The 22,909-nt window shown below is 48.6% G+C and carries 22 protein-coding genes; 14 read left to right on the top strand and 8 right to left on the bottom strand.

Features of this window, described 5'->3' with window-relative positions; genetic code table 11:
* Window positions 1-484: 484 nt before the first annotated feature.
* The 5 genes from BARVI_RS03570 to BARVI_RS03550 form a co-directional block, all read right to left on the bottom strand.
* The gene (locus BARVI_RS03570; RefSeq protein WP_025277909.1) at window positions 485-1,897 is read right to left on the bottom strand and encodes a DUF3987 domain-containing protein; all 1,413 of its coding nucleotides are present in this window, start codon (window positions 1,895-1,897) and stop codon (window positions 485-487) included.
* Complete coding sequence (locus tag BARVI_RS03565) at window positions 1,890-2,243, bottom strand: helix-turn-helix domain-containing protein (RefSeq protein WP_025277659.1); 354 nt, start codon at window positions 2,241-2,243, stop codon at window positions 1,890-1,892. Before BARVI_RS03565 ends, BARVI_RS03570 begins: the two co-directional genes overlap by 8 nt.
* 215 nt (window positions 2,244-2,458) lie before the next feature.
* On the bottom strand, window positions 2,459-3,592 hold the full coding sequence (locus tag BARVI_RS03560; RefSeq protein ID WP_025277658.1) for a DUF6043 family protein: 1,134 nt from the start codon (window positions 3,590-3,592) through the stop codon (window positions 2,459-2,461).
* 39 nt (window positions 3,593-3,631) lie between these two features.
* The gene (locus BARVI_RS03555) at window positions 3,632-4,963 is read right to left on the bottom strand and encodes a site-specific integrase (RefSeq protein ID WP_025277657.1); all 1,332 of its coding nucleotides are present in this window, start codon (window positions 4,961-4,963) and stop codon (window positions 3,632-3,634) included.
* A gap of 20 nt (window positions 4,964-4,983) precedes the next feature.
* The gene (locus BARVI_RS03550; protein WP_025277908.1) at window positions 4,984-6,282 is read right to left on the bottom strand and encodes a site-specific integrase; all 1,299 of its coding nucleotides are present in this window, start codon (window positions 6,280-6,282) and stop codon (window positions 4,984-4,986) included.
* 283 nt (window positions 6,283-6,565) lie between these two features.
* On the opposite strand from BARVI_RS03550, the gene BARVI_RS03545 reads away from it, so the two are divergent.
* From BARVI_RS03545 to BARVI_RS03520, 6 genes are all read left to right on the top strand, one after another.
* Complete coding sequence (locus BARVI_RS03545; RefSeq protein WP_025277907.1) at window positions 6,566-6,775, top strand: hypothetical protein; 210 nt, start codon at window positions 6,566-6,568, stop codon at window positions 6,773-6,775.
* A gap of 129 nt (window positions 6,776-6,904) precedes the next feature.
* On the top strand, window positions 6,905-7,447 hold the full coding sequence (locus BARVI_RS03540; protein ID WP_025277906.1) for a hypothetical protein: 543 nt from the start codon (window positions 6,905-6,907) through the stop codon (window positions 7,445-7,447).
* 9 nt (window positions 7,448-7,456) lie between these two features.
* Window positions 7,457-8,293 (top strand): CsgG/HfaB family protein, encoded by an 837-nt coding sequence (locus tag BARVI_RS03535; RefSeq protein ID WP_038534256.1) that lies wholly within the window; start codon window positions 7,457-7,459, stop codon window positions 8,291-8,293.
* Window positions 8,290-8,745, top strand: coding sequence for a hypothetical protein (locus BARVI_RS03530; RefSeq protein WP_025277904.1), 456 nt, complete (start codon window positions 8,290-8,292; stop codon window positions 8,743-8,745). Before BARVI_RS03535 ends, BARVI_RS03530 begins: the two co-directional genes overlap by 4 nt.
* Window positions 8,746-8,805: 60 nt before the next feature.
* Window positions 8,806-9,627, top strand: coding sequence for a DUF6175 family protein (locus tag BARVI_RS03525; RefSeq protein ID WP_232214001.1), 822 nt, complete (start codon window positions 8,806-8,808; stop codon window positions 9,625-9,627).
* Window positions 9,628-9,634: 7 nt separating this feature from the next.
* Window positions 9,635-10,567: a hypothetical protein gene (locus BARVI_RS03520; RefSeq protein ID WP_157232519.1), complete on the top strand. Its 933-nt coding sequence runs from the start codon at window positions 9,635-9,637 to the stop codon at window positions 10,565-10,567.
* Between the two features lie 122 nt (window positions 10,568-10,689).
* Here the strand turns inward: BARVI_RS03520 and BARVI_RS03515 are convergent, their stop codons facing one another.
* Window positions 10,690-11,235 (bottom strand): nitroreductase family protein, encoded by a 546-nt coding sequence (locus BARVI_RS03515; protein ID WP_025277901.1) that lies wholly within the window; start codon window positions 11,233-11,235, stop codon window positions 10,690-10,692.
* Window positions 11,236-11,241: 6 nt separating this feature from the next.
* Entirely contained in the window at window positions 11,242-11,850 is a 609-nt protein-coding gene (locus BARVI_RS03510; RefSeq protein WP_025277900.1) for a riboflavin synthase, read from the bottom strand.
* A gap of 126 nt (window positions 11,851-11,976) precedes the next feature.
* Between BARVI_RS03510 and BARVI_RS03505 the strand changes: the two genes are divergently transcribed.
* The 4 genes from BARVI_RS03505 (at window position 11,977) to BARVI_RS03490 (ending at window position 15,545) form a co-directional block, all read left to right on the top strand.
* The gene (locus tag BARVI_RS03505; protein ID WP_025277899.1) at window positions 11,977-13,575 is read left to right on the top strand and encodes a DUF4435 domain-containing protein; all 1,599 of its coding nucleotides are present in this window, start codon (window positions 11,977-11,979) and stop codon (window positions 13,573-13,575) included.
* Window positions 13,568-14,455: a 1,4-dihydroxy-2-naphthoate polyprenyltransferase gene (locus BARVI_RS03500; protein WP_025277898.1), complete on the top strand. Its 888-nt coding sequence runs from the start codon at window positions 13,568-13,570 to the stop codon at window positions 14,453-14,455. The genes BARVI_RS03505 and BARVI_RS03500 overlap by 8 nt, the downstream gene beginning before the upstream one ends.
* Window positions 14,452-14,985 carry a hypothetical protein gene (locus BARVI_RS03495; RefSeq protein ID WP_025277897.1) on the top strand — a complete coding sequence of 178 codons (534 nt, stop codon included), beginning with the start codon at window positions 14,452-14,454 and terminating at the stop codon, window positions 14,983-14,985. Before BARVI_RS03500 ends, BARVI_RS03495 begins: the two co-directional genes overlap by 4 nt.
* 134 nt (window positions 14,986-15,119) lie before the next feature.
* Window positions 15,120-15,545: an Hsp20/alpha crystallin family protein gene (locus BARVI_RS03490; protein WP_025277896.1), complete on the top strand. Its 426-nt coding sequence runs from the start codon at window positions 15,120-15,122 to the stop codon at window positions 15,543-15,545.
* Between the two features lie 101 nt (window positions 15,546-15,646).
* On the opposite strand, the gene BARVI_RS03485 is transcribed toward BARVI_RS03490, so the two are convergent.
* On the bottom strand, window positions 15,647-16,828 hold the full coding sequence (locus tag BARVI_RS03485; protein WP_025277895.1) for a glycosyltransferase: 1,182 nt from the start codon (window positions 16,826-16,828) through the stop codon (window positions 15,647-15,649).
* A gap of 262 nt (window positions 16,829-17,090) precedes the next feature.
* Here BARVI_RS03485 and BARVI_RS03480 point away from each other — a divergent pair, with 262 nt between their 5' ends.
* The 4 genes from BARVI_RS03480 (at window position 17,091) to BARVI_RS03465 (ending at window position 22,882) form a co-directional block, all read left to right on the top strand.
* Entirely contained in the window at window positions 17,091-17,888 is a 798-nt protein-coding gene (locus BARVI_RS03480) for a polysaccharide biosynthesis/export family protein (protein WP_025277894.1), read from the top strand.
* A 19-nt stretch (window positions 17,889-17,907) separates the two neighbouring features.
* Window positions 17,908-20,238, top strand: coding sequence for a polysaccharide biosynthesis tyrosine autokinase (locus BARVI_RS03475; RefSeq protein ID WP_025277893.1), 2,331 nt, complete (start codon window positions 17,908-17,910; stop codon window positions 20,236-20,238).
* Window positions 20,239-20,316: 78 nt separating this feature from the next.
* On the top strand, window positions 20,317-21,477 hold the full coding sequence (locus BARVI_RS03470; protein WP_157232517.1) for a hypothetical protein: 1,161 nt from the start codon (window positions 20,317-20,319) through the stop codon (window positions 21,475-21,477).
* Entirely contained in the window at window positions 21,470-22,882 is a 1,413-nt protein-coding gene (locus BARVI_RS03465; protein ID WP_025277891.1) for a lipopolysaccharide biosynthesis protein, read from the top strand. The genes BARVI_RS03470 and BARVI_RS03465 overlap by 8 nt, the downstream gene beginning before the upstream one ends.
* Window positions 22,883-22,909: the final 27 nt, after the last annotated feature.

Below are 22,909 nucleotides of genomic sequence, written 5' to 3'. Positions count from 1 at the left end.
TCATTAAAGTAAAGTCAAATAAAGGGAAAAAAGGAGATGGCTGCGCCAAATGACTTATTGGTTCCAGCCATTTTCTCTTTTGGCTGCACCTGTTGAATGAGTAGAAGCTACATGAATTCAGTTTACTTTAGTTTATTAGCTCTATATATAAGCTAAACCAAAGTAAACTATATTTAGATAGGCATATTTGCTTGTCAGTATGCCTATGGCTATTACGGTAAAAGCGGTTTTGGTTGCCAATAAAAGGGAAGCACAGGCTGAAGAGAGATCGGGGATTTTTCTTTTTTGGCTGCAAGTATGTTTATCAATAAATGTCTCTTGGAGTAGAGAGAATAACTGCTCACAGTAAAGTATGGACTCCTTGTGCAAACAAGTGAAGGGAATGAAACCTAATGAAAATGGAAAAGGCTTGAATTTGCTTTAATTGATTGTTTTGTTTCTGTGTTGTTTCTTAATCAGAGGGTGGAAAATATTAGAATGCTGATTATAAATAAATTGTATGTGTAAAACCCTTGTTAATTTCAAATTTTCCAGATTTATCATATATGATTTTCTCGTAATGCCCGGCCTTGGACTTCCGCAGCAGCCCGCTCCTGCACAGTTCCCTGAGGTAGTTCATCACCGTACGCTCGCTGACATTCTGCTGTTCCCTGCCAGTAGCGATGGCCGTTTTCGTGTCGAACGTGTCCGGCAGCAGCGACAGCAGTACCTTGGGCGGTTCCTCGCACATGTCCTCCGCCACGAATGAGCGGATGCGGCGGTACGAGTCCTCGAAGTAGCCGTTCAGCCGGATGGCGGCTTTTACCGATGCCGTATCCACAGACTGCAGGTGGCTCTCGTCGATGGCATACCGCAACACCTGCATGAGCAGGGCCAGCCGTGCCACTTGCGCCGGATGCTTCATCTCGCGACTCTCCACTTGGGCGTCGTCCTCTATCCGGTTGATGCATTCCACTTTCCTGTTCCACCAAGAGAAGAAATATTCCCTTGCCTCCCTGTCCATAGACAGCACATGGGGCATCCTTTCTTCCTCTCCCGTGTCATAGTCCAAGGCGAGTACCTTGCCAAGTATCTGTTCCCATCGTGCCGCCGCCATGGAAGCCCTGTCCTCCCCGCCATCATCCCAATCGGTCCATTTTGGCACTTCACGGGACTTGGGAAGCACGAACAGGATGCGGTCGAGCAGGCCGTTTTCCTCGAAGCCTTTCGTCAGCAGTTCATGCACACGCTTGGTCTGCGTGGTCCCGATGATGTTGATGCACGGCTGTTCAATATGCACAGGTATAGTGTTGCTGACCCTTGTCACATCCAGTGCCCCGCCGCTCCATGCCGTGAGCAGCTGCTCTATGAGTTGCCCGTTGGTGTAGCGGTTGGCGGAGTTGAACATGCCCATTATCTCGTCCACCAGAATGACCACGCTGCGGGGATTGTTGTTGTGCGTCAGCAGGAGTGATTCGGGGGTGAAGTCGGACACGACGGTACGCCGCAGCACGGGCTTCTTCCCGTTTTCCCCGGCGGCTTTCCATACCTCCAATTCCGACTCATACGCCTTGAACAGGGCATAGTCGTGCTTCCGTATGGGGCGGTATGCCGCCTCCAGCGGCGGTGTCTTGCCCAGTCCCGGCCTGCCCACGAGGATGATGTAGAGGGCGGCGTTGCTCTGCCACTCGCCTTTGATGCGGATACGGTAGGTGCCTCCCAATGCGGCCGATACCGCCGACAGCATGGCCGTCGCGATGAACTCGGTCTTGTAGTTCTCGTACCGGTCCATGTCGAGTATGACGGACTGCACGGCCTGCGGAAAGACATCCAGAGGGAAGCCTGTATCACTGACATGCTCCGCCTCCATGCGGATCATGTTGCACAGTTCAAGTCGGGTGTTTGTCATGTCAGCCATTTTTCTTCTTGCAATAGGATGTCACACTCTCGGACTTGCCTCCCGTCTGCACACGGCGGACATCCGATCTGGCATACATGTTCTTGTTGCCCACCTTGACGGGGACGAGGTAGCCGCGCTTCGCCCACAGGTTGAGCGTCCCCTCGCACACGTTCAGCAGCTCACGCACCTGTCTTGTGTTGAGCCATGTCTCTTCCGCCACACGCCGCATCTCCGCATTCAGTTCTTCCTGCCGGGCCGCCATCGTGCGCTGCACGATGGCCTCGGCAAACATCTTAAGGTCGGCTGGCGTGACTTCCAGTTTCACGTTCGCGCCCTGCTCAACCAGACTTTCTATGGTAATCATAAATATCAGTTTTGAATTTTGTGATGACCATCTTCAAAAGTTCCCTGATGCCCCGCTTCCGATGGCTTGTAAAAGAGAAGCACCGCCTATCCCCGGGAAGAGGATTGACGGTGCAAAAGTATATGCGAATTGAAACGGATTGATATATAATAATTTGTCTTAAATTGTCATGACAATTCAAGTCTGCATGACCATGTAAAACGGCTCATTTTGCCTTATCCGGCTGCCGTTTCCGTTTCATCATCAGTGGTGATTTCCTTGATTTCCTGTACCAGTGTCCGGTACAATTCCCGGTTCTCGTCGCTTTCGATGAGCGGGGCGGACTGGTCCCTGCCGTCTTTGATTACGTGCTTTGCCGTCTTCAGGAAGCCGACCGCCTGCCGTATGGCACTCTCGCTTTTCAGCGATGGCAGGTCGGGGAACTGCAGTGCCATCCCCACACTGTACTCCTTGGCGGCGTGCATCCCGACCACCAGCCCCAGTTCTTTCAGCACATAGAACGGCAGTGCCTGATGGACCGCGCTCGTGTTTATGGAAACGAAACGGCGGATGCATTGCAGGACTTCCTCCTTGTTTCCGCACTTGAGATAATCTGCAAGCGGCCGCTCCTGTATCTTCTTTTTTCCGGCCGTCCGCTGCGCCTGTGGCACCGTACCGCTGACGGACTCCGTTGCTGCCGGGCTGCCTTCGGTATCACTGCATCTCATCCCGTCCTTTAAGGACTGCAAAGCCCATTCGCCGATGCTGCCTTTCTCGATGGCGTCTTTCATGGCGAAATGTTTGTCCCAGTCCTCCTGCGTTCGGAAACCGTTCTTTATGGACACTTCAATAATCTGTTTGACGACAATGGAGCAGCCCATCCTTTCGGCGTTCCCAGCCTTGGGGTGCCCCGCCTGCCTGCTGACCATGTCAACCATCGCCTCGAAACTTTTGCCGTAGTACAGCCAGCTCAGCACGAGAGGGGCGGACAGGGTTACGAAGCGTTTTCTCAGACTCTGTCTGAAAATGTATTTCATCCTGCCCCAGAAGGAGGACGGAGGAGAAGTCGCATCCTCTTCCCTCTGTTTCCTGTAAAGTTCCACGATCTGCCCCGGCACTGCGTTCTCCTTGAAATGGAGACCTATGTTCCTGAAGCTGTCCGTGCTGTCGTCACACCATGATATCTGCCATTCCTTTTTGATGCCGGGCAGCTGCTTGAATATGGCCCGGCATACGGCAAGGTACTGCACCTCGTTCCCGTCCGCCATCATTTTCGCGAAGCGGGTGTATTCCTCCCTGTGTGCGTCCTTCCACTGGAGGATGTCCGCCTTGAACTGTTCGTATGTCTGTTTCTGCTCGTCCATATTCATATTGCATTGTCTGTGGAGGGGGGAAAAACAGGGAAATTATCAGTCCAGAAGGTTTACCAGTTCCTTCTTCATCTCGTCGTCAATCTTCCGGTACCGGGCAAAGGCACGGCTGCCCTCCGAATGTCCCGACATGGAGGCTATCAGGTTCGGGTCCTTGACCTGCCTGTAGAGGTTGCCGATGAAGGTCTTGCGTGCCGTATGGGTAGATGCCACCTCGTACAGGGGTCTTGCCACATCCTCCCTTGTCTTGGGGTCGAGTACTATGACCTTGCGGTCGATGCCCACATACTTGAGTATCTCCTTTATCTTCTTGTTGTAGCCGAAGTGCGAGAACCGGGGGAGCAGGGCGTTCTCCAGATCCTTGTAGCGTTCAAGTATCTCCCGTGCCTTTTGGTTGAGCGGCACGCGCACCGTGTTGGCATGTTCCATCTTCGTCTTCTGCGGGATGTACTCCACGAAGCCGTCCACGATGTTAGCCTTGGTTAGCCTGTTCAGGTCGCTGACACGGCACCCTATCAGACACTGGAACATGAAGATGTCACGGTAGACCGGATAGGTTGCCCCCATGCCGCTCAGGTCGGCGTAGTACACCTTGTCCCGCTCCTCGAGCGTCAAGTAGAACGGGTCGCCGTACATCGGCCGGGCAATCTGGTACTGGTCAAAGGGATTGTTCCTTGTCAGCCCGCGCTTGACGCACCACTTGATGACGGTGCGGATGCGGTAGAGGGAGCCCGACATGCTGTTCTCGGAACGCTTCTGTTCGACGTTGCGGCGTACCTCATTCCGGTAGAATACGGGGTACATGTCCACGTACTTGTGTTCCTCCTGCATCCACAACTTGAAGTCCCTGATGTCGTCCGCCGTGACGGTGTCGATGCACAGGTGGAAGCCTCTCTGGTGCAGCACTTCGTGGCGGAAACGCTCGTAGCGCAGCACCTTGTTGAGATTGTCGAGATGGTGTTTCCGGCTTTCGTCCGCGAGCGGTGTTTCCTCGATGTATTTCCGTATCTGGAACGAGAGCAGGTACTCGTCGGCCTTGTTGCCGCCCCTGGCGTTGATGCCGGGATGGTGGTATTCCTCTATCAGCCCCTTGAGCCAGCTGCCGTCCACTCCCCGGTGGTACTCTTTTGTGATGAGATGGGTGATCTGCTGCACGTCCTTGTCGAAGCCCATCTTCTTCTCCTCCGACACCAGGGCCACGCGGGGCTTGTAGCCCTGCCGTTCCGGGCTCCAGTGGTTGGGGTTGATGGACAGCTCGCTCGCGGCCTTGATGTCCACGCCGCCGATGTCCCGGACACGGAAATAGACCCGAGCCTGGTCGGTGATGTTGTTCTTGGCGGCGGTCTTCCGGATGAATGCGGTCACTTTCATATGTATGTCCGCCTTTCTGTCTAATCTATCATGTCCACAAGCCTGCGCTTCATGTCATCGTCTATCGTGCGGTAGCGGTTGAACGCCCTGCTGCCCTCCACGTGTCCCGACATGGAGGCTATCAGGTTTGGGTCGGGCACCTGCCGGTATAGGTTACCCACGAAGGTCTTGCGTGCCGTATGGCTGGTGGCCACCTCGTACAGGGGCTTCTGCACGGTGTTGTAGCCGTGCGTGTCGAGGATGGTGACCATCCTGTCTAAGCCGCAACGCTTCAGCAGCTCCCGTATGCCGAGGTTGTAGGTGTGTATCTGCTTGAACGGGAACAGCCTGTCGGCATTGGCATCGTAGCGTTCCAGTATCTTCAGTGCCTTCTCATGCAGCGGCACCCTGACGGTCTTCGCCTGGCATTTCTTCGTCTTCTGCGGCATGTATTCCAGGAAGCCGTCCTTGATGTTGGCCCTCGTGAGCCTATAAAGGTCACCCACTCGGCAGCCGACATAGCAGTGGAACACGAAGATGTCCCGTATGACGGCCAGTTTCGGGTTGTCGTTCAAGTCCGCATCGTAGAGGATGTTCCTCTCTTCCGAAGTGAGGAAGAACGGGTCGCCGTAGGTGGGCTCCTTGCAGCCGTAGAGGACATAGACCTCGTTGTCGGAATACTTCATCTTCTTGCACCAGTGCAGGAAGGTGCAGAACAGGTTCATGATGTTGATGACGGTCGTGCCGGAAAGCGGCCTCGGCCTGTGGTTGATGAGCGTGCGGGGTGCATAGAAGTTTGAATGCTCCTGCCGCAGCCTGTACTCGTTCACGACATAATCTCTGAAAGCGTTCATCTGCTCCAGCGTGACGGTCTCCACGAAGAGGGTGAAATCAGCCTCGCCCAGTATCTCCCGCCGGTAGTCATGGTAGCGCGACATCCTGCGCTCGAAGCGTATGATGTGCTCCTTGGTCCTTTCCGCCCCGTCGAACTTTTCCAGATACTCGTGGACACGGGCGAGCAGGTTCGGGTGGTTACGCTCGAAGGCGCGAACAGGGTACAGCACATCCTCTATGACTTGTCTCATCCACCGGCTGTCCGCCTTGTCCGAAAAGGTCTTCTCCGCCCGCTCGATGATGGCGGCAATCTGTTCCGGCAGCCGTTTCTGCTCGGCGGCGGGCACGGCTGTCGTGCGCCTGTAGCTGAGGGTATCGGTGTCCCAATACCTGTCCTGCACTTCAAGTGTGGAAACGACCTTTATGTCCACATTTTTATCCCTGACCCTGAAACAGATGTTCGAGGCCTCGGGGGAACACTTTTTCAGATAGACGGTGACTTTCATCTGCGTTGCTTTTTCGGTTATGCGGCAAAGGTATAACAAATTCCCGTAAATGTTCCCATATATCCCGAAGAAACTTGCAACGGATTAAGACAAATTAAAAAGTCGTTCCCGAATCTGATACCACATAAAGCACAGAAAATCAATGATTATATTTGCAGATGTTTAGCTCTTTTTTTCATTTCGGGTTGTATCCGGCTTCCCGAATATCATATATTGCAGTTCCACGCTTTGTCTGTTGTATATAGGCCTCTTACAGGGACGATAAGAGGGTTTTTTGAAGGCCATGAAACCGATAGGGGAACTTATTCGAGAGCGATTGCAAGCCGAGGAGCGCAGTGTCGCCTGGTTTGCCCGCAAGTTGTCTTGCAGCCGAGCCAATGTGTACAAGATATTCCGCAAGGAGTATATCGATACGGAGTTGCTTACGCGCATCTCGCGCATATTGGATTATGATTTTTTTCAATATTTTTCTGACCACCTGAAAGAGGAGTGAGGGGCCCGAGGTGACACTATTGACAAGAAAAAGGATACAGTTGTGTCGATGAATGGGAACTTGCTATTCATAGGAATAATAGTCGATTTTAGATTTCTTTGCATAATAAATTTTTAATTAAATTGTATTATGAAAAAATTATTCTGGATTATCCCTGCTCTTTTGTTGTTGATGGGAAATGTAGCAAACGCTCAGACTAAAGAAGAGATGGAGGCATCTCAAGCACGTTATGAAAAATTGGTTAAACTGTGCAAGAAAGAACCTAAAAAGACCAATATCCCGGAGGTTGATACTTATGTGACGAGTGTTTATACGTCGGCTGTTGCTGCGGCTGCTACAACCGAACAGTTGCAAGGCTTGTATTACCGGCAGATAGGGGAATCGAAAGATGGAGTTACGGATGTGACGGTAAAGAAACCTACTCTTGAAGAGTTGACCAGTCTCAGTGCGACGATTGCTGCGCAGGCCGTTTCGATTACGAGTGCAGCCAAGTCGGCCGAAGCCGCCGTGCAGGCCTCCAAGGGAGAAAAGAATCCGATGAAAGTAGCCAAGATAGCTGCGGCGTTGGCTTTTACAAAAGATGCTTATCCTATTCTTGTAGAGGAGTCGGCCTTGCAGACAAAGGCAATTGCCGAGATGATAGAAACGGCTAAAACATCGGATAACTTATAGAGTAGAAACATGAAAAGATGTTTTTGGATCTTGATGATGTTTGTGTGTGGAACTTGTGTCTATGCACAGATATCATCAGATATCAGACCTGTTGTCGGGGTTGCTCAGTTTACTAGCGAGACCGATAGCAAGTATGCCGGGTTGGTGACGGAGAAGGTTGTCGAAATGCTCACGAATACCAAGCGTTTTCAAGTAGTGGACCGCACCAGTCACGACAAAATCAAGGAGGAGCTGGAACTTCAGAAGAGCGAGGCTTTCTTGGACAGTAAGAATCTTGTGGAACAGGATATTGCTGTCGCTGCCGAAAAGCTGATAACGGGGCATATCAATAAGATCCCTATTTATGCCATGAAGAATGCCAATGGCAGTATCAAAGGATATAAAGGGAGCGTCTCGTTCCAAATGAAGGTAGTCGATGTCGCTACCGGGTTGAGCACCGAGGCTGTTAGTTTTGAAGGGAAAGCCAGCGACCTGATGCTTTCGCCCGAGAGTGCGGTAAACCAGGCCATGCAGTCTCTTCAAGATGAGATTTATGAGTATTTCAAGAAAAATTTCCCCGTTTCGGGAAAGATTATCAAGGTGCTGAAAGAGAAGAAGGATAAGGTTGAGGTAGTTTTGCTCAATGTCGGGAAGAAGCAGGGTGTGAACCAGGGCGACCGGTTTGCCGTGCAATATGTCGAGATGCTCGACGGAGAGCCCTATCCCGTAGATTTGGGTGAGATTGAGGTCGTTAAATTGTCGGGCGAGGCTTTCTCGGAATGTAAGGTGCCCTCGAAAATGGGCGAAGAGCTGGCTTCCCGATTAGCTTCGAATGCGAATATCGTTTGTAAAATGATTATCAAATGAGACTGATAGTACGTAATTTTTTATTGCTTCTCTCGTTGACTGTTGCCTTTGGATTGAGAGGACAAGATAAAGTCACCTATGTATCCGATGGGACCGGAACCATCTCTTTGCGCGTACTCTCGTATGGAAAGAAAAGCAAAGAGGCAATGAATAATGCCGAGAAAGTAGCTATACAGACGATTCTGTTCCGGGGTATTCCGGGCTCGAATCAGGTAGAGTATCCTCTGGTCGGGGTCAATGAAAAGGCTATTCAAGAGCAGCATGGAGCTTATTTTAAGGAGTTGTTTGATAAAGAGCGCTATCATAGTTTTATAATATCGAATGTCCCTATCTCCCAGTTTGAGAAGGATGCTACCAAAAAGAAACGGATAATCGTTGATGTGAAGGTGAATATTAGAGCTTTGCGTCTCGATTTGGAGCAGAATGGGATTATAAGAAAGTTTGGATTCTAAGTATTGAGTATGAAAAAGAGTATATTATCTGTGCTATTTTGTTGCATGAGTGTCCTTGGTATGTGGGCACAAGATGTAGTCACGGTACAACCTAAGATCATGGTTATCCCTTATACCAAGGCGGGTGAGGATATACGCACTATCCTGGAGCAGGATGTCAACAAGCGCATAACGTTGGCAAAGATAAAGGAGGCCTTTGACAGCCGGGGATTTACCACGGTCGATTTTACTGCGAGACTCAAAGCTGCCTCGCAAAGCGCTGTCTTTAAAGAGGAGAATCAGAGCGATTTGAAAGCTCAACTGATAGAACTGTCGGGTGCCGATATCTATGTAGAGGCCGAGATGGATATCTTGTTGTCCAATACGGGAAATTCGGTGAAGGTCATTGTCTCGGCCTATGATATTTCGACAGGAGCTTCTCTGGCCAATAAGGTGGGAGAGAGCGGTAAGTTCTATACCGACGATATCGGAAAACTGGCCAGCAAGGCCATTGAGTCGTGTGCCGAAGAGTTTCTCAATACGATTCAGATGAAGTTCAATGATATCGTCGAGAATGGACGCTCGGTGATGATTAACTTCGGTTTCGATCAGAACTCGGCCTATTCCATGTCTTCCGAAGTGGGGAACCAGGGATTGCAACTCTCCGATGAAATAGAGTTGTGGATGGAGGAGCACGCCTACAAAAACAATTATCATATCCAGGGAACTACCGATACGCAGATGATATTCGATGAGGTTCGTATTCCGCTTAAGGATCCCAAGAATCAGTCGAATTACAATCCCAACAAATTCGGGTTGGAGATATTCAAGTTCATGCGCTCGCTTGGGTTGCAGATACAACGAGATATCAAAGGGACCACGATTTATATAACCATTATGTAGTTTTACGATGAAAGCACATATCTTGTCTCTTTTATTACTGGGGTATTCTCTCATCGGTTTTGCCCAGCAACAAGACAATAGCATTGCAATTGGAATTGTACTTCCCGACCAGCAGGAAGAGATTAATGCCAAATCATTCAAGTTATTGGAGACCAAGCTGAAATCTGTAGCTGCCCGGAATGGAATCTTTTCCGATTCGTATGGCTCTTTTGTCATGTATCCCCAAATCAATATTATCGATAATGCGCTTGTCGAGGGGGGACTGAAGAATATAAACATCGTTGAGATAGAGATGACCCTTTTTGTAAAACAGTTCGACACGAATGTGGGTTTTGGCAGTTGTTCGAAAACCTTGAAGGGTAGCGGCAACACAATCTCCGATGCGGTGAAAAACGCCTTCTCCAAGATTTCGCCTAACGATAATACGTATGCCTATTTTTTTACCGATGTCAAGGACAAGATAAAGCAGTATTATCGTGAAAACAAGGAGAAGATGATAAAGAGTGCCCGGACTATGGCTGCGCAGCAGCAGTATGAACAGGCCTTCGCTTTACTTATGACCTATCCGTCGTCGATGGAGGGGAGCGATGAGGTGCAGGATGTAGCGATTGAAATTTACAAGAAATATCAAGACGCTACCTGTTCGGCTAAAATAGCTCAGGCTCGGGGTGCCATCTCTACACAGGACTATGAGGGAGCCATCGATATCCTGGCCACCGTCGATAGCGAGTCGGCCTGCCATGAAGAGTCGTTGAAACTGATCGAGCAGATTGGTACGGAAATTCGAGATGAGCAAAAACGAGAACTCGAAATGCAGAATAAACTCATCGACAACGCCATGACTCTCGAAAGCAAACGCATTGATGCGATTCGGGAGATAGGGGTCGAGTATGCCAAGAATCATCAGCCGCGCATAACCTATACGCAGATTATAAAATAGCTGTCGTGGCGCCGGTATGCTTAGCGGCCGGGCTATTCATGGGAAGATAGATTTTATTATAAAATTGAGCCGCCGGGCAGGAGGGGAGTCCTGCTCGGCGGCGTTTTTCTTTTTACCGGGAATTAGTACTTGTTGTAGGAAATCACCTCGCTGGCCGGTTTGCGTTTCTTTTCGCGCAGGGGTTGGGTAGAGTAGCCCAGCACGATGTCGAGCAGCACACGTTTCTTGTCGGGGATATGGAGCAGACGGCGCACGGCTTTCTCGTCGAACCAGCCGAGTATGCAGCTGCCCAGCCCTTCGGCCGTGGCGGCCAGGGTGATGTGGGCGGCAGCGATACCGATGTCGAGCAGCGGGAATTGCTTGTCTTTGATGAGCCCGCCGATGCCTGCGGTGAAGTTGGGCCGCTCCTCGACAACGAGGATATGCACGGGGGCTTGTTTGGTAAAGTGGTTCATGCCCAGCAGACGGCTGGCCACGGCGTCGGCCACCTGGTTGCGCAATTCGGGTTCGTCGACTACGATGAAGTGCCACGGCTGGGCGTTGCAGGCCGAGGGGGCCAGTCGGGCGGCCTCGACGATGCGGGCCACCTTCTCGGGCTCGACGGGGCGGTTGGGGTCGTACTGACGGTCGCTCTGGCGGTGGGCGATGAGTTCGTAAATATCGGTCATGGCAGTTTAGGCTTTTTCAAAGTGCATGATGCGGCTGATGTATTTGCCGATGATGTCGAATTCGAGGTTGACGGTGCTGCCCACCTCAATCTGGTGGAAGTTGGTGTGCTCGTAGGTGTAGGGAATGATGGCCACCTGGAAGCTGTTGTCCTGCGAGTTGCACACGGTGAGGCTCACCCCGTTGACGGTGACCGAACCCTTCTCAACGGTCATGTAGCCTTTGGCGGCCATCTTGGGGTCGAGGTCGTAGACGAAGGTGTAGTAGCGGCTGCCGTCGACCATGTCAATGCGCTCGCAGCGGGCCGTCTGGTCTACGTGGCCTTGCACGATGTGTCCGTCGAGGCGGCCGTTCATGAGCATGCTGCGCTCGAGATTCACCTTGTCGCCTACCTTCAACGCCCCCAGGTTGGTGCGGTCGAGAGTCTCTTGTATGGCGGTCACGGTGTAGCAGTCGCCGTCGATGTCGACCACGGTGAGGCACACGCCGTTGTGGGCGACGCTTTGGTCTATTTTCAATTCGTGGGTAAACGAACTTTTAAGCGTGAGATGCAGATTGCCGTTATCGCGGGTGAGGGCGACGATGGGAGCGGCTTCTTCGACAATTCCTGAAAACATAATCTTATAAGTTAGCGGTTACAAATAGTTTTCAAAAATAGAAAAATAGTTCGGTATCTTGTGCCGATTATTCCCGAAAATAGTTATTTTTGAGAAAGGATTTCCGTAACGTTAAAAAGTGATACTATGGAAATATTGCTCCCGAAGAAAAGTAACGGTTCGCCTGGCGAAAAGTTGTCGTCGCGTACCGTGACCGTGATTGGTGCCAATGGTGCGGGTAAGAGTAGCTTTGGTGTAGAGATTGCCCGTCAAATCAAGGAGCACGCCTTTTGGCTTTCGGCGCAGAAGGCGCTGTGCCTGATGCCGCCGCACGAGGTGTGGCCCGGCTCGATCGAGGCGCAGTACAAAGAGGCCATCGATCGTTCACATTACGTCTCGAAAGAGACGCCTACCGAGTTTGACCAGTTGCTCTTCCTGTTGTTGAGCGAGGAGTTTCGCAACCTGTTCAGCTACAAGTTCGAGGTGCAGAAGGGTGGGCATGTCGACCTGCCCAAGACCCGTCTTGACCGGGTGCAACGGCTGTGGGAGCGCATCTTCCCCAAAAACAAGATGTTGCGGGCCGAGGGCAAGTTGCTTATCCAAAGCGAAGACTCCGAGCCCTTCAACCCGCTGCGGCTGAGTTCGGGCGAGAAGGCGGTGCTTTACTATATTGCCGGGGTGCTCTATGCCATGCCCGATGCCGTGATTCTGGTCGAGGACCCCGAATTTTATCTGCATCACTCCATTTTGAAATCGTTGTGGGACTCCATCGAGAGCCTGCGCAAGGATTGTACCTTTATCTATCTCACGCACGACATAGACTTCGCCGCCTCGCGGGTCGAGAGTACCTGCATCTGGGTGCGCTCGTTCGATGCCGAGCATCTGACGTGGGACTACGAATTTATTCACGACGACGACTCCTTCCCCGAGGGCATGTATCTCGATATCCTGGGCAGCCGCAAGCCGGTGCTTTTTATCGAGGGAGCCAACACGGGCAGTATCGACGTGAAGCTCTATCCCTATATCTTCCCCGAGTATATCGTGAAGCCGCTGGGTGGTTGCAACAAGGTGATCGAGGCGACCCGGGCCTTTGCCGATTTGAAGGAGATACATCACCTCGAATCGCGGGGTATCGTCGACCGCGACCGGCGCACCGAGCGCGAGGTCGAGTATCTGCGCAGTCGTCACATCTATGTGCCCGAGGTGGCCGAGGTCGAGAATCTGTTGATGCTCGAAGGGGTAATCAGGGCCGTAGCCCGTCGCATGAAGCGCAACGAAAACAAGGTGGTCGAGATTGTGAAAAACAACGTGATACAGCTTTTCGCCCAGGAGATTGAGTCGCAGGCGCTGCTGCACACGCGGCATCGCATACGGCGCAATCTGGAATACAAGATCGACCGGCGCTTCAACGACATTGCCTCGTTTGAAGATCACATCGACCACCTGACCGACGATACCGACGTGCGGGGGCTCTACAACAGCATTTGCAGCCAGTTCCGCTCCTTTGTCAAGAACCGCGACTACCGGTCGGTGTTGAAGGTCTATAACCAGAAGTCGATGGTGACCAACAGCAACGTGTGCAATCTGTGCGGCCTGGCCAACAAGGACAAGTACCTGCGGGTAATCCTCTCCATATTGAGGGACGACCGCCCCGAGGCCGAGAGCATACGCAGCGCGATACGGGCCTGTTTCAAAATAGATAAAACCGAAGAGAACGAAGCGAAAGAAGAAAAAAAGAATGAATAAGAGTTGGATTTCGGCGGCTCGTCCCCGCACCTTGCCGGCCTCGGCAAGTCCGGTGATAGCCGCGTCGGCCTATGCCTTTTATGCCGGAACCTTCCGTTGGGCTCCGGCACTCCTTTGTCTGTTGTTTGCCTTGTTGGCGCAAATCGCCTCCAACCTGGCCAACGATTATTTCGATTACGTGAAGGGAAGCGATACCGCCCAGCGGGTGGGGCCTCGAAGGGCCGTAGCCTCGGGCGACATTTCGCCCCGGGCCATGCTTGTGGCCACCTTCGTCGTGTTGGGTGTAGCCTGTCTGGTAGGGTTGGGACTTGTCTTCTTTGCCGGGTGGCAGCTGATACCGGTGGGGCTTGTCATCGCCCTGTTTGCCTTGGCCTACACGGCCGGTCCCTATCCGCTGGCCTATCATGGGCTGGGCGATGCCACGGTGTTTCTCTTCTTCGGGCTGATAGCCGTCAACTTCACCTACTATGTGCAGGCCTTGCATTTCGATATGATGGTCCTTCTCATCTCCATCGCCATGGGGCTGCTCTCAATCAATATTCTGCTGGTGAACAATTACCGCGACATGGAGGAGGACGCTGCGGCCCACAAGCACACGACGGTTGTACTTTTCGGTCGGCCTTTTGCCCGGTGGTGGTATCTGGTGAACGGATTTGTGGCCGTGGGGCTGGTACTGCCCTCGTTACTTCCGCTGGCTCCTTATTATGAGGCTTTGGTTCCGGTTGTACTCTATCTGTTCCTACACGTGAAGACCTGGGTGGAGATGGGGCGTCGCAAGGGGGTGGCCTTGAATCCGCTGCTCGGGGGTACGGCCCGCAACTTGCTTCTCTTTACGTTGCTGGTTTCGCTTGTGTGGATATGTAAAAGAGTTTGGTTATGAAAAAAAACGCAATACTCCTGATTCTTGTTGCCTGGGCGGCGTTGCCGCTGTGGAGCCAGTCGTCCGGCATCATGCCTCGCAAAAGCGCCTCGGTGCGTATCCCGACGCAACGGGTAGCCGAACCTCCGGCCGAGGACGAGGCCCGACCGGTCGCACGCGAGTCGGTAGAGGTGACCGATACGGTGCCTCATTCTCTTCCATTCTCGTCGACGGCTGTTGATATGCTGGCTTTTGACAAACGCATGAGCGACACGCGCGAGAGTTTCCTGCTGCGCAACAACACACCCTATCGGCTTTCGCGGGTAGTCTTGAAACTCATTTATCGCGACCCCGACGGACAGATGATCGACTACCGCACTTGCCCAGTCGAGTGTGACCTCTTGCCGGGCTCTACACGCAAATGTGAAATTGAAAGTTTCGACCGTTCGCGCAATTACTATCATGTCGATTCCCCGCCGGCAAGGACGTCGGGGCGTCCCTTTACCGTCAGCTACCAACTGTTGCGCTACGACGTTGTGGTCGAGCCGTAACGCTTTTGGATATTTTTTCGCCAACTTTAACTCGCCGTATGCGAGCCAAACGGTCAACCTCCTTGTTGTATGAGAGAACAACGGAACAAACCGTTGTCGAATAACATACAAAACTTATTAGGAGGTAAAAGATTATGACACCTACAAAGCATCAGCAAAACTGGCTCCCCGGCATTTTCAACGATTTCTTCGGCAACGAATGGATTGCCAAGACCAACAGTGCCGCCCCGGCCATCAACATCGTAGAGACCGAGAAGGAGTATGAGGTAGAGATTGCCGCTCCCGGCATTACCAAGGACGATTTTGAAATCACGGTCGACAAGGACAACCACCTGGTGGTAACCGTAGAGCGTAAACAAGAGGACGACGAGAAGGACAAGAAGGGGCGTTATCTACGCCGAGAGTTCTCTTACTCGCAATTCCAGCAGACCCTAATTTTGCCCGATAATGTCGATACCGACGCTATCGAGGCCTGCCAGAACAATGGTGTGTTGACCGTGAAGATTCCCAAGAAAAAACTCCCCACCGTTTCGGAGAAGAAGAAAATTGCCGTGAAATAGGGGGCATAAACAATTATAAAGTTTAACAAGCGAAAGGCTGTACCACCGAAATGATACAGCCTTTTCTATATCTGAGGGAGGGTACTGGCGAACGAATCGGGTTACCGCCAGGTAAAGTTTTTCTTTCGCGAGGCCGACCCGATAATGTTGAAATAGAGATTGACCCACGGTTGCACCAGCGAGAAGAGGGGTAGCGCAAAAAAAAGCCTGGGTAAGTGAAGAATCTTGGCTGTTCGGCGATATATCACCACCTTGACGGTAAACAGGACTATGGCTGGCAGCAGCGCTATGAGCAGGAGAATCCAGTTGTGAAGCACTCCCCATGTAGCAATCAAGAGGAATAGAATGTCAAAGGCATAGTCGCACACTTTACCAAACCCAAACACCGCTTTGGCTGCCGTGTGCAAGTATTTCGACGTGAAATCGTATTGTAGTTTCAACTCCTTCCATGCCTCGTAGTTGTCGTCGTAGAAAGCCATCATCTGAGCCTCGTCGGCCAGTTCGACCCGGGTGTTCTTTCTTGTAGCTATTTCGTTGATGAACAGATCGTCGTCGCCATAATGCAGATGCAGGTATTTGGAAAAACCTTTGTTTTTGAAAAAAAGCTCCTTACGATAGGCCAGGTTGGAACTCTCGCCCATGTAGGGACGACCGATAAGGGCAAATGAAAGATAGCGCAGGGTGAAAATCAGTTTGTCGTAGGAGCAGTACCAGAACGAGAGTCTCTCTTTTTCCTTCCGGTTCATGGCTGTGTAACCCAACACGATGTCAGTTCCGTCGACAAAGTTGCGGGTCAGGGTCGACAGCCACTGGTTACTGGGAGGACAGCAGTTGGCATTGGTAAAGACTACGATGTCATATTGGGCCGCCTTAACTCCCAATGTAAGAGCTAACTTTTTGTGACTCAGGTTACGCGATCCCTCGGGAACATAGGTGTGGTAGAGATTGGAGTATTGTGATTCGAGTGAGGCGAGTATATCTTTTGAGTCGTCGGTTGAGTCGTCGTTGACCACAATAACCTCGAATTGAGGATAGTCCTGATTCAAGATGCGGGGCATGAACTGAATAAGGTTGTCGGCATCGTTTTGAGCGTAGACAATAACCGATACCGATGGTAATGTAGCGGTATATCGGTTTTTCCTTTGGTTGCTTTTTTGATAAAAACGGAATGGTCGGTTAAAAAGATAGAGCTGGTATATGATTTCGATTATCCAAAAAAGCGCAAAGGCTCCTATACCGTATAGCTCGGGCGCAGAAAAGTTCCACGAGAAATTCAAGTTCATAGCATATAACAAAAAGTGTTACAAACGTACAAAACTTTTTCAAACTCTGCACTTGAAAAACAGATTAAATATTATTTTTGCACCGCTATTGTGTCTGTGGAATGTGAAAATTTATGGAACGAGCTTCGGGGAGGCAAAATCGAATATTGAATTTGAAATAAAACTCCGAGAAAGATAGAGAAATCTATATAATAAAATGAAGTAAAATCCCGTTATATAATAGAATTATGCCGGACCTATCCGGGTGGAAAAGAATAGTGTAATGAAAATAAACATGTTAAGTGCTGTTGTCTTGTTGTTGTTAGCAACTTCGTGTGCGACCAATAAGACAACTTATTTTGAGAATTTAGATGTCGATCAGTTAAGCGGGAAGCTTGATGTCGGTGATTACGAATTGCAGATAGCTCCTGATGATATGCTGTCGATTACTGTTTCGTCGGTTGTGCCCGATGCTGCGGCTCCTTATAATCTACCTGCGGTATCCTATTCCGAGCCCGGCAAGAAAGAGTTGACTACCGTTCCCAACTTGCAGGTCTATACGGTAAGTAAAGATGGATATATCTATTTCCCCAGTGTGGGCCGTATTCACGCCGCCGGATTGACCCGTACCGAGTTGGCCGAGTATATCGAAGACAAGATACGTCCCGAATTGAAAGATCCTTTTGTCCTGGTTCAGTTTATGAACTTTAAAGTCGTGGTATTGGGCGAGGTGAAAAGTCCGGGTCAGATTCCGGTACAGACTGAGCGTATCTCAATACTCGATGCCATAGGGGCTGCTGGTGATTTGACTATTTATGGCGAGCGAAAAAATATCCTGCTTATTCGAGAAGAAAATGGCAAGCGGGTGTTTCATCATTTCGATTTGACGGATAAGGCAACGTTTGAATCGCCCTATTTCTACCTGAAACAAAATGACGTAGTATATGTCATGCCCAACCGTGCCCAGCGAAACAACTCCGATTATAACCAGTTGGCCTCATATCGTATCTCGGTAGCTGGAACCGTAGTGAGTGCTATTTCAGTATTGGCTTCGTTGGCAATAGCCCTGTTTATAAGATAAGAAAATCCTTGTATTGCATATGGAAGAGAATTATTCTACCGAAAGACGGAATGATAATGTAGATATAGCAGCTTTGTGGCGTATAGCCCGCCGGAACTGGTATCTGTTTGCCGGTTCGGTTTTTGTTTGCGTCGTATTAGTATTTTGTTATTTGAAGATAGCCAAACCGCAATATGCCATTTCGGCGGATATTCTTGTTAATGAAGATGAAGATCAAGGTGGCGGCGGATTGTCCTCTTTGATGGGCAATGTAAGCGGCGGTTTCTCTTTGAGTGGCATGATTGGTGGAGGCTCGGTGAATGACGAGATATTGGTTATCTCCTCACACTCGTTGATTCGTGAGATGGTGCAACGTCTTGAATTGAACAAAACCTATACCAACAAGAAGAGCTTTTTCGATAAAGTGGAGTATTACGGAAATTCTCCGTTGACGGTCAATGTGCCGGAATCGATGCTTGATACCTTGGTTGGAGGTTTTGTCGTAAAGGTCCAGGTCGATGAGGGTAGCCCCAAAATTAAAGCCTTGATTACAAAAGGATTTTTCAGTACACTGGTTGAGACTGAGGCTACGTCATTCCCGATAAAACTCGATTATGGCGAGGGGATTGTTATCGACACGACCCGTTACTATATACCTGGACAAGAATTACGATTTGTCGCTCATGTGAACAGTTATGATACCCAGACTGAAATATTGGAGAAACGCCTGGTAATAGATTTGTCAGACAAGAAGGCCAATGGTATTGCTTTGAGGATTGAAGATACCAATCGGCGCCGGGGTAAAGATATACTGAATACGCTCATTGATTGCTACAATGAAGACGCCATATTGAATAAAAATTTGAAGGCTCAAAATATGCTAACCTTCATTGACGAGCGTTTGTCTACTGTAGAAAACGAGCTACATGAGGCTGAGCGCGTTATCGAGGAGTACAAGCGTAAAAACGATTTGTCGGATATCGATACCGAGGCACAAATTATTCTCGAGTCGAGTAGCCAGTATCGCAAATTGTTGCTTGAAGCCGAAACTCAATACTCGATTATCTCGATGGTTGACAGTTTCTTGAACAAGCCCGAGAACAAATATTCGTTGGTCCCTATCACAACCGGTTTGCCCGATAAGGGAGCTGCCGAGGCCATCAATGAGTATAACAAGTTGCTGTTGGAACGTATGCGTCTGTTGCGTACTGCCAAAGATTCGAACTTGTCCTTGCGCACGTTGACCGCTCAAATCGATGCCATGCGTGGAAATATTTTGAATACGGTATCGAAAGCCAAGGAAAGCTCAGAAATTGCTCGAGACGATTTGAAAAAACAAGAAGCCGATTTCAAAGCAAGACTTCGAGGATTTCCTGAGCAGGAAAGAACCTATATGGATATTAAGCGAAATCAGCTTATTAAGAATGAGTTGTATACTTTCTTGATGAAGCGGCGCGAGGAGAGTGCCATGACTTTGACTGCAACCTCGCCCAAGTGTCGTATTGTCAATGAGGCATATAGCAAAGACAAGCCGGTTGCCCCTCAAACAATGCTCCTGTTGTTTGTTGCGTTTGTTGTCGGTCTCATACTCCCGGTAGTCTATCTGTATGGGAAAACCATCTTTACGGTTAAGTTTGCTACGAAAGGCGATTTACGTCGTTTGACCAAGTTGCCTATTGCCGGTGAAATTTGTCATAATACATCGGACGATTATGTGGTTGTGAAAAACGGGAGCACTTCGGTAGTGTCGGAGTTATTCCGCCTGTTACGTTCCAACTTACAGCTCGTTTTAGGTGGGGGAGACAAGAAAGTTCTCATGGTGACTTCGGCTGGATCCGAAGAGGGAAAATCATTTGTCAGTCTTAATTTAGCTTATACGCAGGCATTGACCGGAAAGCGTACATTGTTAATTGATTTGAATTTCCGTAATCCGCAAATTGCTAATTATTTGGGAATTAAAAATAAAGGGGGATTGATTCCCTATTTGACTTCGGAAGACAAAGCCGATAAAACCGTGCTTATTCAAAAACAAACCGAGAGGCTTGATGTAATGACGGCCGGACCCATTCCACCCAATCCTTCAGAGTTGTTGCTGTCTGATCGACTGGATTGTTTGATGAGAGACTTGCGGGAGAAATATGATTGCATTATTTTGGATACGGCACCTGTGGAACGAATTGCTGATACCTTTTCGTTGACTCGCTTTACTGATGCTACAATCTATGTATGCCGGGCCAACTATACGCAAAAGAGTAGTGTGTTCAATGCCATCGATTTTGCTGCTGAGGGTTCTTTGAAGAACCTCATCTTTGTCTTGAACGATACTGAAGTAAAAGAGTACGGATACTCAGACAAGCACATGAGAAGATAAGAAATGATATCTCTGAATAAAATATTCTATGGGTTATTCATCTTGATGCTCATTGTGGGCGTTTATACCTATCTATTGATGTGGTTTAAAAGCTCTGATGAACTCATCACTTTGCTGCTGGCAGCCTTGTGTGTTTTGGACATTTTAGGTAACAGGAATCATCGGCAATACAAAGGTCTATTTGCCGTTGTGGGGATTATGACCTTTTATATGCTCTATTCTCTTTTCTTTGTCCATTACAACACCTCCAAGGCCATCATGTATGATTTTTTCATACAGTTAAAACCTTTTATTGCCTTTTATGCCGCCTATTCCATGAGGGTGAGATTCAATGATTCGCAGAAGTTGTTTTTGAAGAGGTTATGCATAGCGCTTAGCATTATCATGTTAACTATTATTTTATCGGGTTATGGTACGGTGTTTTTCTTTCATGTGGCCTATTTCGGCATTATCAGTATCCTGTTGTTCTTGATATATTACTATTGTTCCTACCAAAATCTGACTCGTCGCGACAAGATTATCATGATACTTATGCTTGTAGTAGGTTTTTTCAGTACCCGCTCCAAGTTCTACGGTTTTTTTGTGGTGGCCGTATATATCTTTTTCTGGTATAAACCGGGTATCTTGGTTCGGATGAAATTAAAACAGTGGCTCACAATAGTATTCGTTTTCTGTGCCATGTTGTATGTAGCTTGGGGTAAAATCGACTACTATTTCTTGTCTTCGGGTTTCTTGTTGGATGCCGATGAGATGGACTACTCATTTGCTCGGGCTGCTTTGTATGCACAAGCTCCCTTGGTTTTGATGGATCATTTCATCTTTGGGTCGGGATTGGCCTCTTATGCAACATTCTCTTCGGGACAGGTGGGGTATTCCCTATTATATTCTCTATATGATATTGACAAGATTTGGGGATTGGAGGAGGGGGACTGTCCTTTTGTCTCCGATACATTCTTCCCCGAGTTGGTGCAGTTTGGTATTGTAGGGATTATTTTATTTGTCTACTTTTGGGTATGGGTGTATCGGAAAATCAAGCCCAAAACGGTAAATTCTGATGCTATTCAACTCCATAAAATAGGGCTGCTGATTATCGTGTTCATTGCCATAGAGTCGGTAGCGGGGAGTGTATTTTTGCAAGGCCCCGGTATTATGGTAATGATACTCTTGGGATTTGTGGTGAGGGAAATAGCCGAAATAAATAAGAAAGAGTTGCAAACAATTCGATATAAAAATGAATAGGGGGAACAAATTTATAAATGATATCTTTATCTATGCTGTGGGAAACTTAGGCTCTAAGCTTATTACCTTCCTGTTGGTCCCTTTGTATACCTATTTTATTGCTCCTGACGATTTTGGCTATTATGATATTGCTTTGAATATTTCATTCTTAGGTATTGGAATCCTTTCATTTCAGTTACGAGATGGAGTTTTCCGCTTTTTGCTTGGTAACGAAGATGATAGAACAAGAAAAGATATTATATCATTTACTTGTCGGTTCTTGCTGAGGGCGACACTTGTCGCTTTTATTATAGGCCTTTTTTGTCTCTTCTTTTTCGAGATACGGTTCCTCCCCTGGATTGTCGCCTTGACCGTTGTATTCATGTTTTATGAAATTTATATTCAAGTTATTCGAGGGCTTGGCAGAAATGTTTATTTTGTCTATATCGGCATTTTGACGTCGCTCTTAACCATAGTTTTCAGTTGCTTGTTTATCATAAATTTAGATTGCGGAGTGCTGGGTATCTTTTACGCTAATATCTTATCTCGTTTTTTTTCGATGTGTATTATCGAATGCAAGCTTAGAATCTTGAAAAAGTATTTTCGATACAATTCCTCAGATCCTCAGATTAATCAGGAGATGATTAGATACTCGTTACCTCTTTTGCCTAATGCCTTGTGTTATTGGTTATTGGGGAGCTCAAACCGATTGTTTATCAATCATTATTTGGGGCTTGAGTCTAATGGAATTTATGCTGTGGCCATGAAGTTTGTCTCAATATTTGAGACATTCTCGTTGATTATCTATCAGGCTTGGCAGGAGACATCCATAAAACAATATGGATCTCAAGATAAGAATCGTTTTTTTTCGTCGGTATTATATGCTCAGATGTATATCTTTTCGGCCTTTGTGATTTTACTAATCTTTGTGATTAAATGGAATTACGTTTGGTTGGTCGATGAAAATTTCCAGGACAGTGCTCAATATTTGTTTCCAATGGGAATATCGGTCATATTCTTCTCATTGACCTCATTTTTTGATATGGGGTATCAGTGCTCCAAGGAGACGGCACGAAATCTGCCCGGGATTATTTTGTCGACTGGGTTGAATTTGTTGCTTAATTACCTGCTGGTACAGCAGTGGGGCATTTGGGGAATTGTGGTTTCCTCGATTTTTACCTATTTGTTTCTATTCCTGTATCGTATTGTTGATTCACGTCGGTTCTTCCAAGTGAAAATACCTTATGCAGGCATGATTCCGTTGGGCGGGTGTATTGTCGCTGGAATAATTTATTATGAAGTCATAAGTATTTATTTTCAAATAGTCTATGTTTGGGCATTAATGATTGTTCTATGGGTAGTAATGCCTGGGTATGTAAAGAGTCAACTGAAAGTTATGGCTTTTTCTAAAATATACAGAAAATAGAATGTTCGCTGTATGTGAAAATAGATA

The sequence above is a fragment of the Barnesiella viscericola DSM 18177 genome (assembly GCF_000512915.1).
Lineage (GTDB): Bacteria > Bacteroidota > Bacteroidia > Bacteroidales > Barnesiellaceae > Barnesiella > Barnesiella viscericola.
This window is presented reverse-complemented; position numbering and strand designations above follow the sequence as displayed.

Bases quoted from the DNA above. Each gene is read 5' to 3' on its own strand.
- BARVI_RS03570 (WP_025277909.1), bottom strand. From the start codon at position 1,897: ATGGCTGACATGACAAACACCCGACTTGAACTGTGCAACATGATCCGC.
- BARVI_RS03565 (WP_025277659.1), bottom strand. From the start codon at position 2,243: ATGATTACCATAGAAAGTCTGGTTGAGCAGGGCGCGAACGTGAAACTG.
- BARVI_RS03560 (WP_025277658.1), bottom strand. From the start codon at position 3,592: ATGAATATGGACGAGCAGAAACAGACATACGAACAGTTCAAGGCGGAC.
- BARVI_RS03555 (WP_025277657.1), bottom strand. From the start codon at position 4,963: ATGAAAGTGACCGCATTCATCCGGAAGACCGCCGCCAAGAACAACATC.
- BARVI_RS03550 (WP_025277908.1), bottom strand. From the start codon at position 6,282: ATGAAAGTCACCGTCTATCTGAAAAAGTGTTCCCCCGAGGCCTCGAAC.
- BARVI_RS03545 (WP_025277907.1), top strand. From the start codon at position 6,566: ATGAAACCGATAGGGGAACTTATTCGAGAGCGATTGCAAGCCGAGGAG.
- BARVI_RS03540 (WP_025277906.1), top strand. From the start codon at position 6,905: ATGAAAAAATTATTCTGGATTATCCCTGCTCTTTTGTTGTTGATGGGA.
- BARVI_RS03535 (WP_038534256.1), top strand. From the start codon at position 7,457: ATGAAAAGATGTTTTTGGATCTTGATGATGTTTGTGTGTGGAACTTGT.
- BARVI_RS03530 (WP_025277904.1), top strand. From the start codon at position 8,290: ATGAGACTGATAGTACGTAATTTTTTATTGCTTCTCTCGTTGACTGTT.
- BARVI_RS03525 (WP_232214001.1), top strand. From the start codon at position 8,806: ATGTGGGCACAAGATGTAGTCACGGTACAACCTAAGATCATGGTTATC.
- BARVI_RS03520 (WP_157232519.1), top strand. From the start codon at position 9,635: ATGAAAGCACATATCTTGTCTCTTTTATTACTGGGGTATTCTCTCATC.
- BARVI_RS03515 (WP_025277901.1), bottom strand. From the start codon at position 11,235: ATGACCGATATTTACGAACTCATCGCCCACCGCCAGAGCGACCGTCAG.
- BARVI_RS03510 (WP_025277900.1), bottom strand. From the start codon at position 11,850: ATGTTTTCAGGAATTGTCGAAGAAGCCGCTCCCATCGTCGCCCTCACC.
- BARVI_RS03505 (WP_025277899.1), top strand. From the start codon at position 11,977: ATGGAAATATTGCTCCCGAAGAAAAGTAACGGTTCGCCTGGCGAAAAG.
- BARVI_RS03500 (WP_025277898.1), top strand. From the start codon at position 13,568: ATGAATAAGAGTTGGATTTCGGCGGCTCGTCCCCGCACCTTGCCGGCC.
- BARVI_RS03495 (WP_025277897.1), top strand. From the start codon at position 14,452: ATGAAAAAAAACGCAATACTCCTGATTCTTGTTGCCTGGGCGGCGTTG.
- BARVI_RS03490 (WP_025277896.1), top strand. From the start codon at position 15,120: ATGACACCTACAAAGCATCAGCAAAACTGGCTCCCCGGCATTTTCAAC.
- BARVI_RS03485 (WP_025277895.1), bottom strand. From the start codon at position 16,828: ATGAACTTGAATTTCTCGTGGAACTTTTCTGCGCCCGAGCTATACGGT.
- BARVI_RS03480 (WP_025277894.1), top strand. From the start codon at position 17,091: ATGAAAATAAACATGTTAAGTGCTGTTGTCTTGTTGTTGTTAGCAACT.
- BARVI_RS03475 (WP_025277893.1), top strand. From the start codon at position 17,908: ATGGAAGAGAATTATTCTACCGAAAGACGGAATGATAATGTAGATATA.
- BARVI_RS03470 (WP_157232517.1), top strand. From the start codon at position 20,317: ATGTGGTTTAAAAGCTCTGATGAACTCATCACTTTGCTGCTGGCAGCC.
- BARVI_RS03465 (WP_025277891.1), top strand. From the start codon at position 21,470: ATGAATAGGGGGAACAAATTTATAAATGATATCTTTATCTATGCTGTG.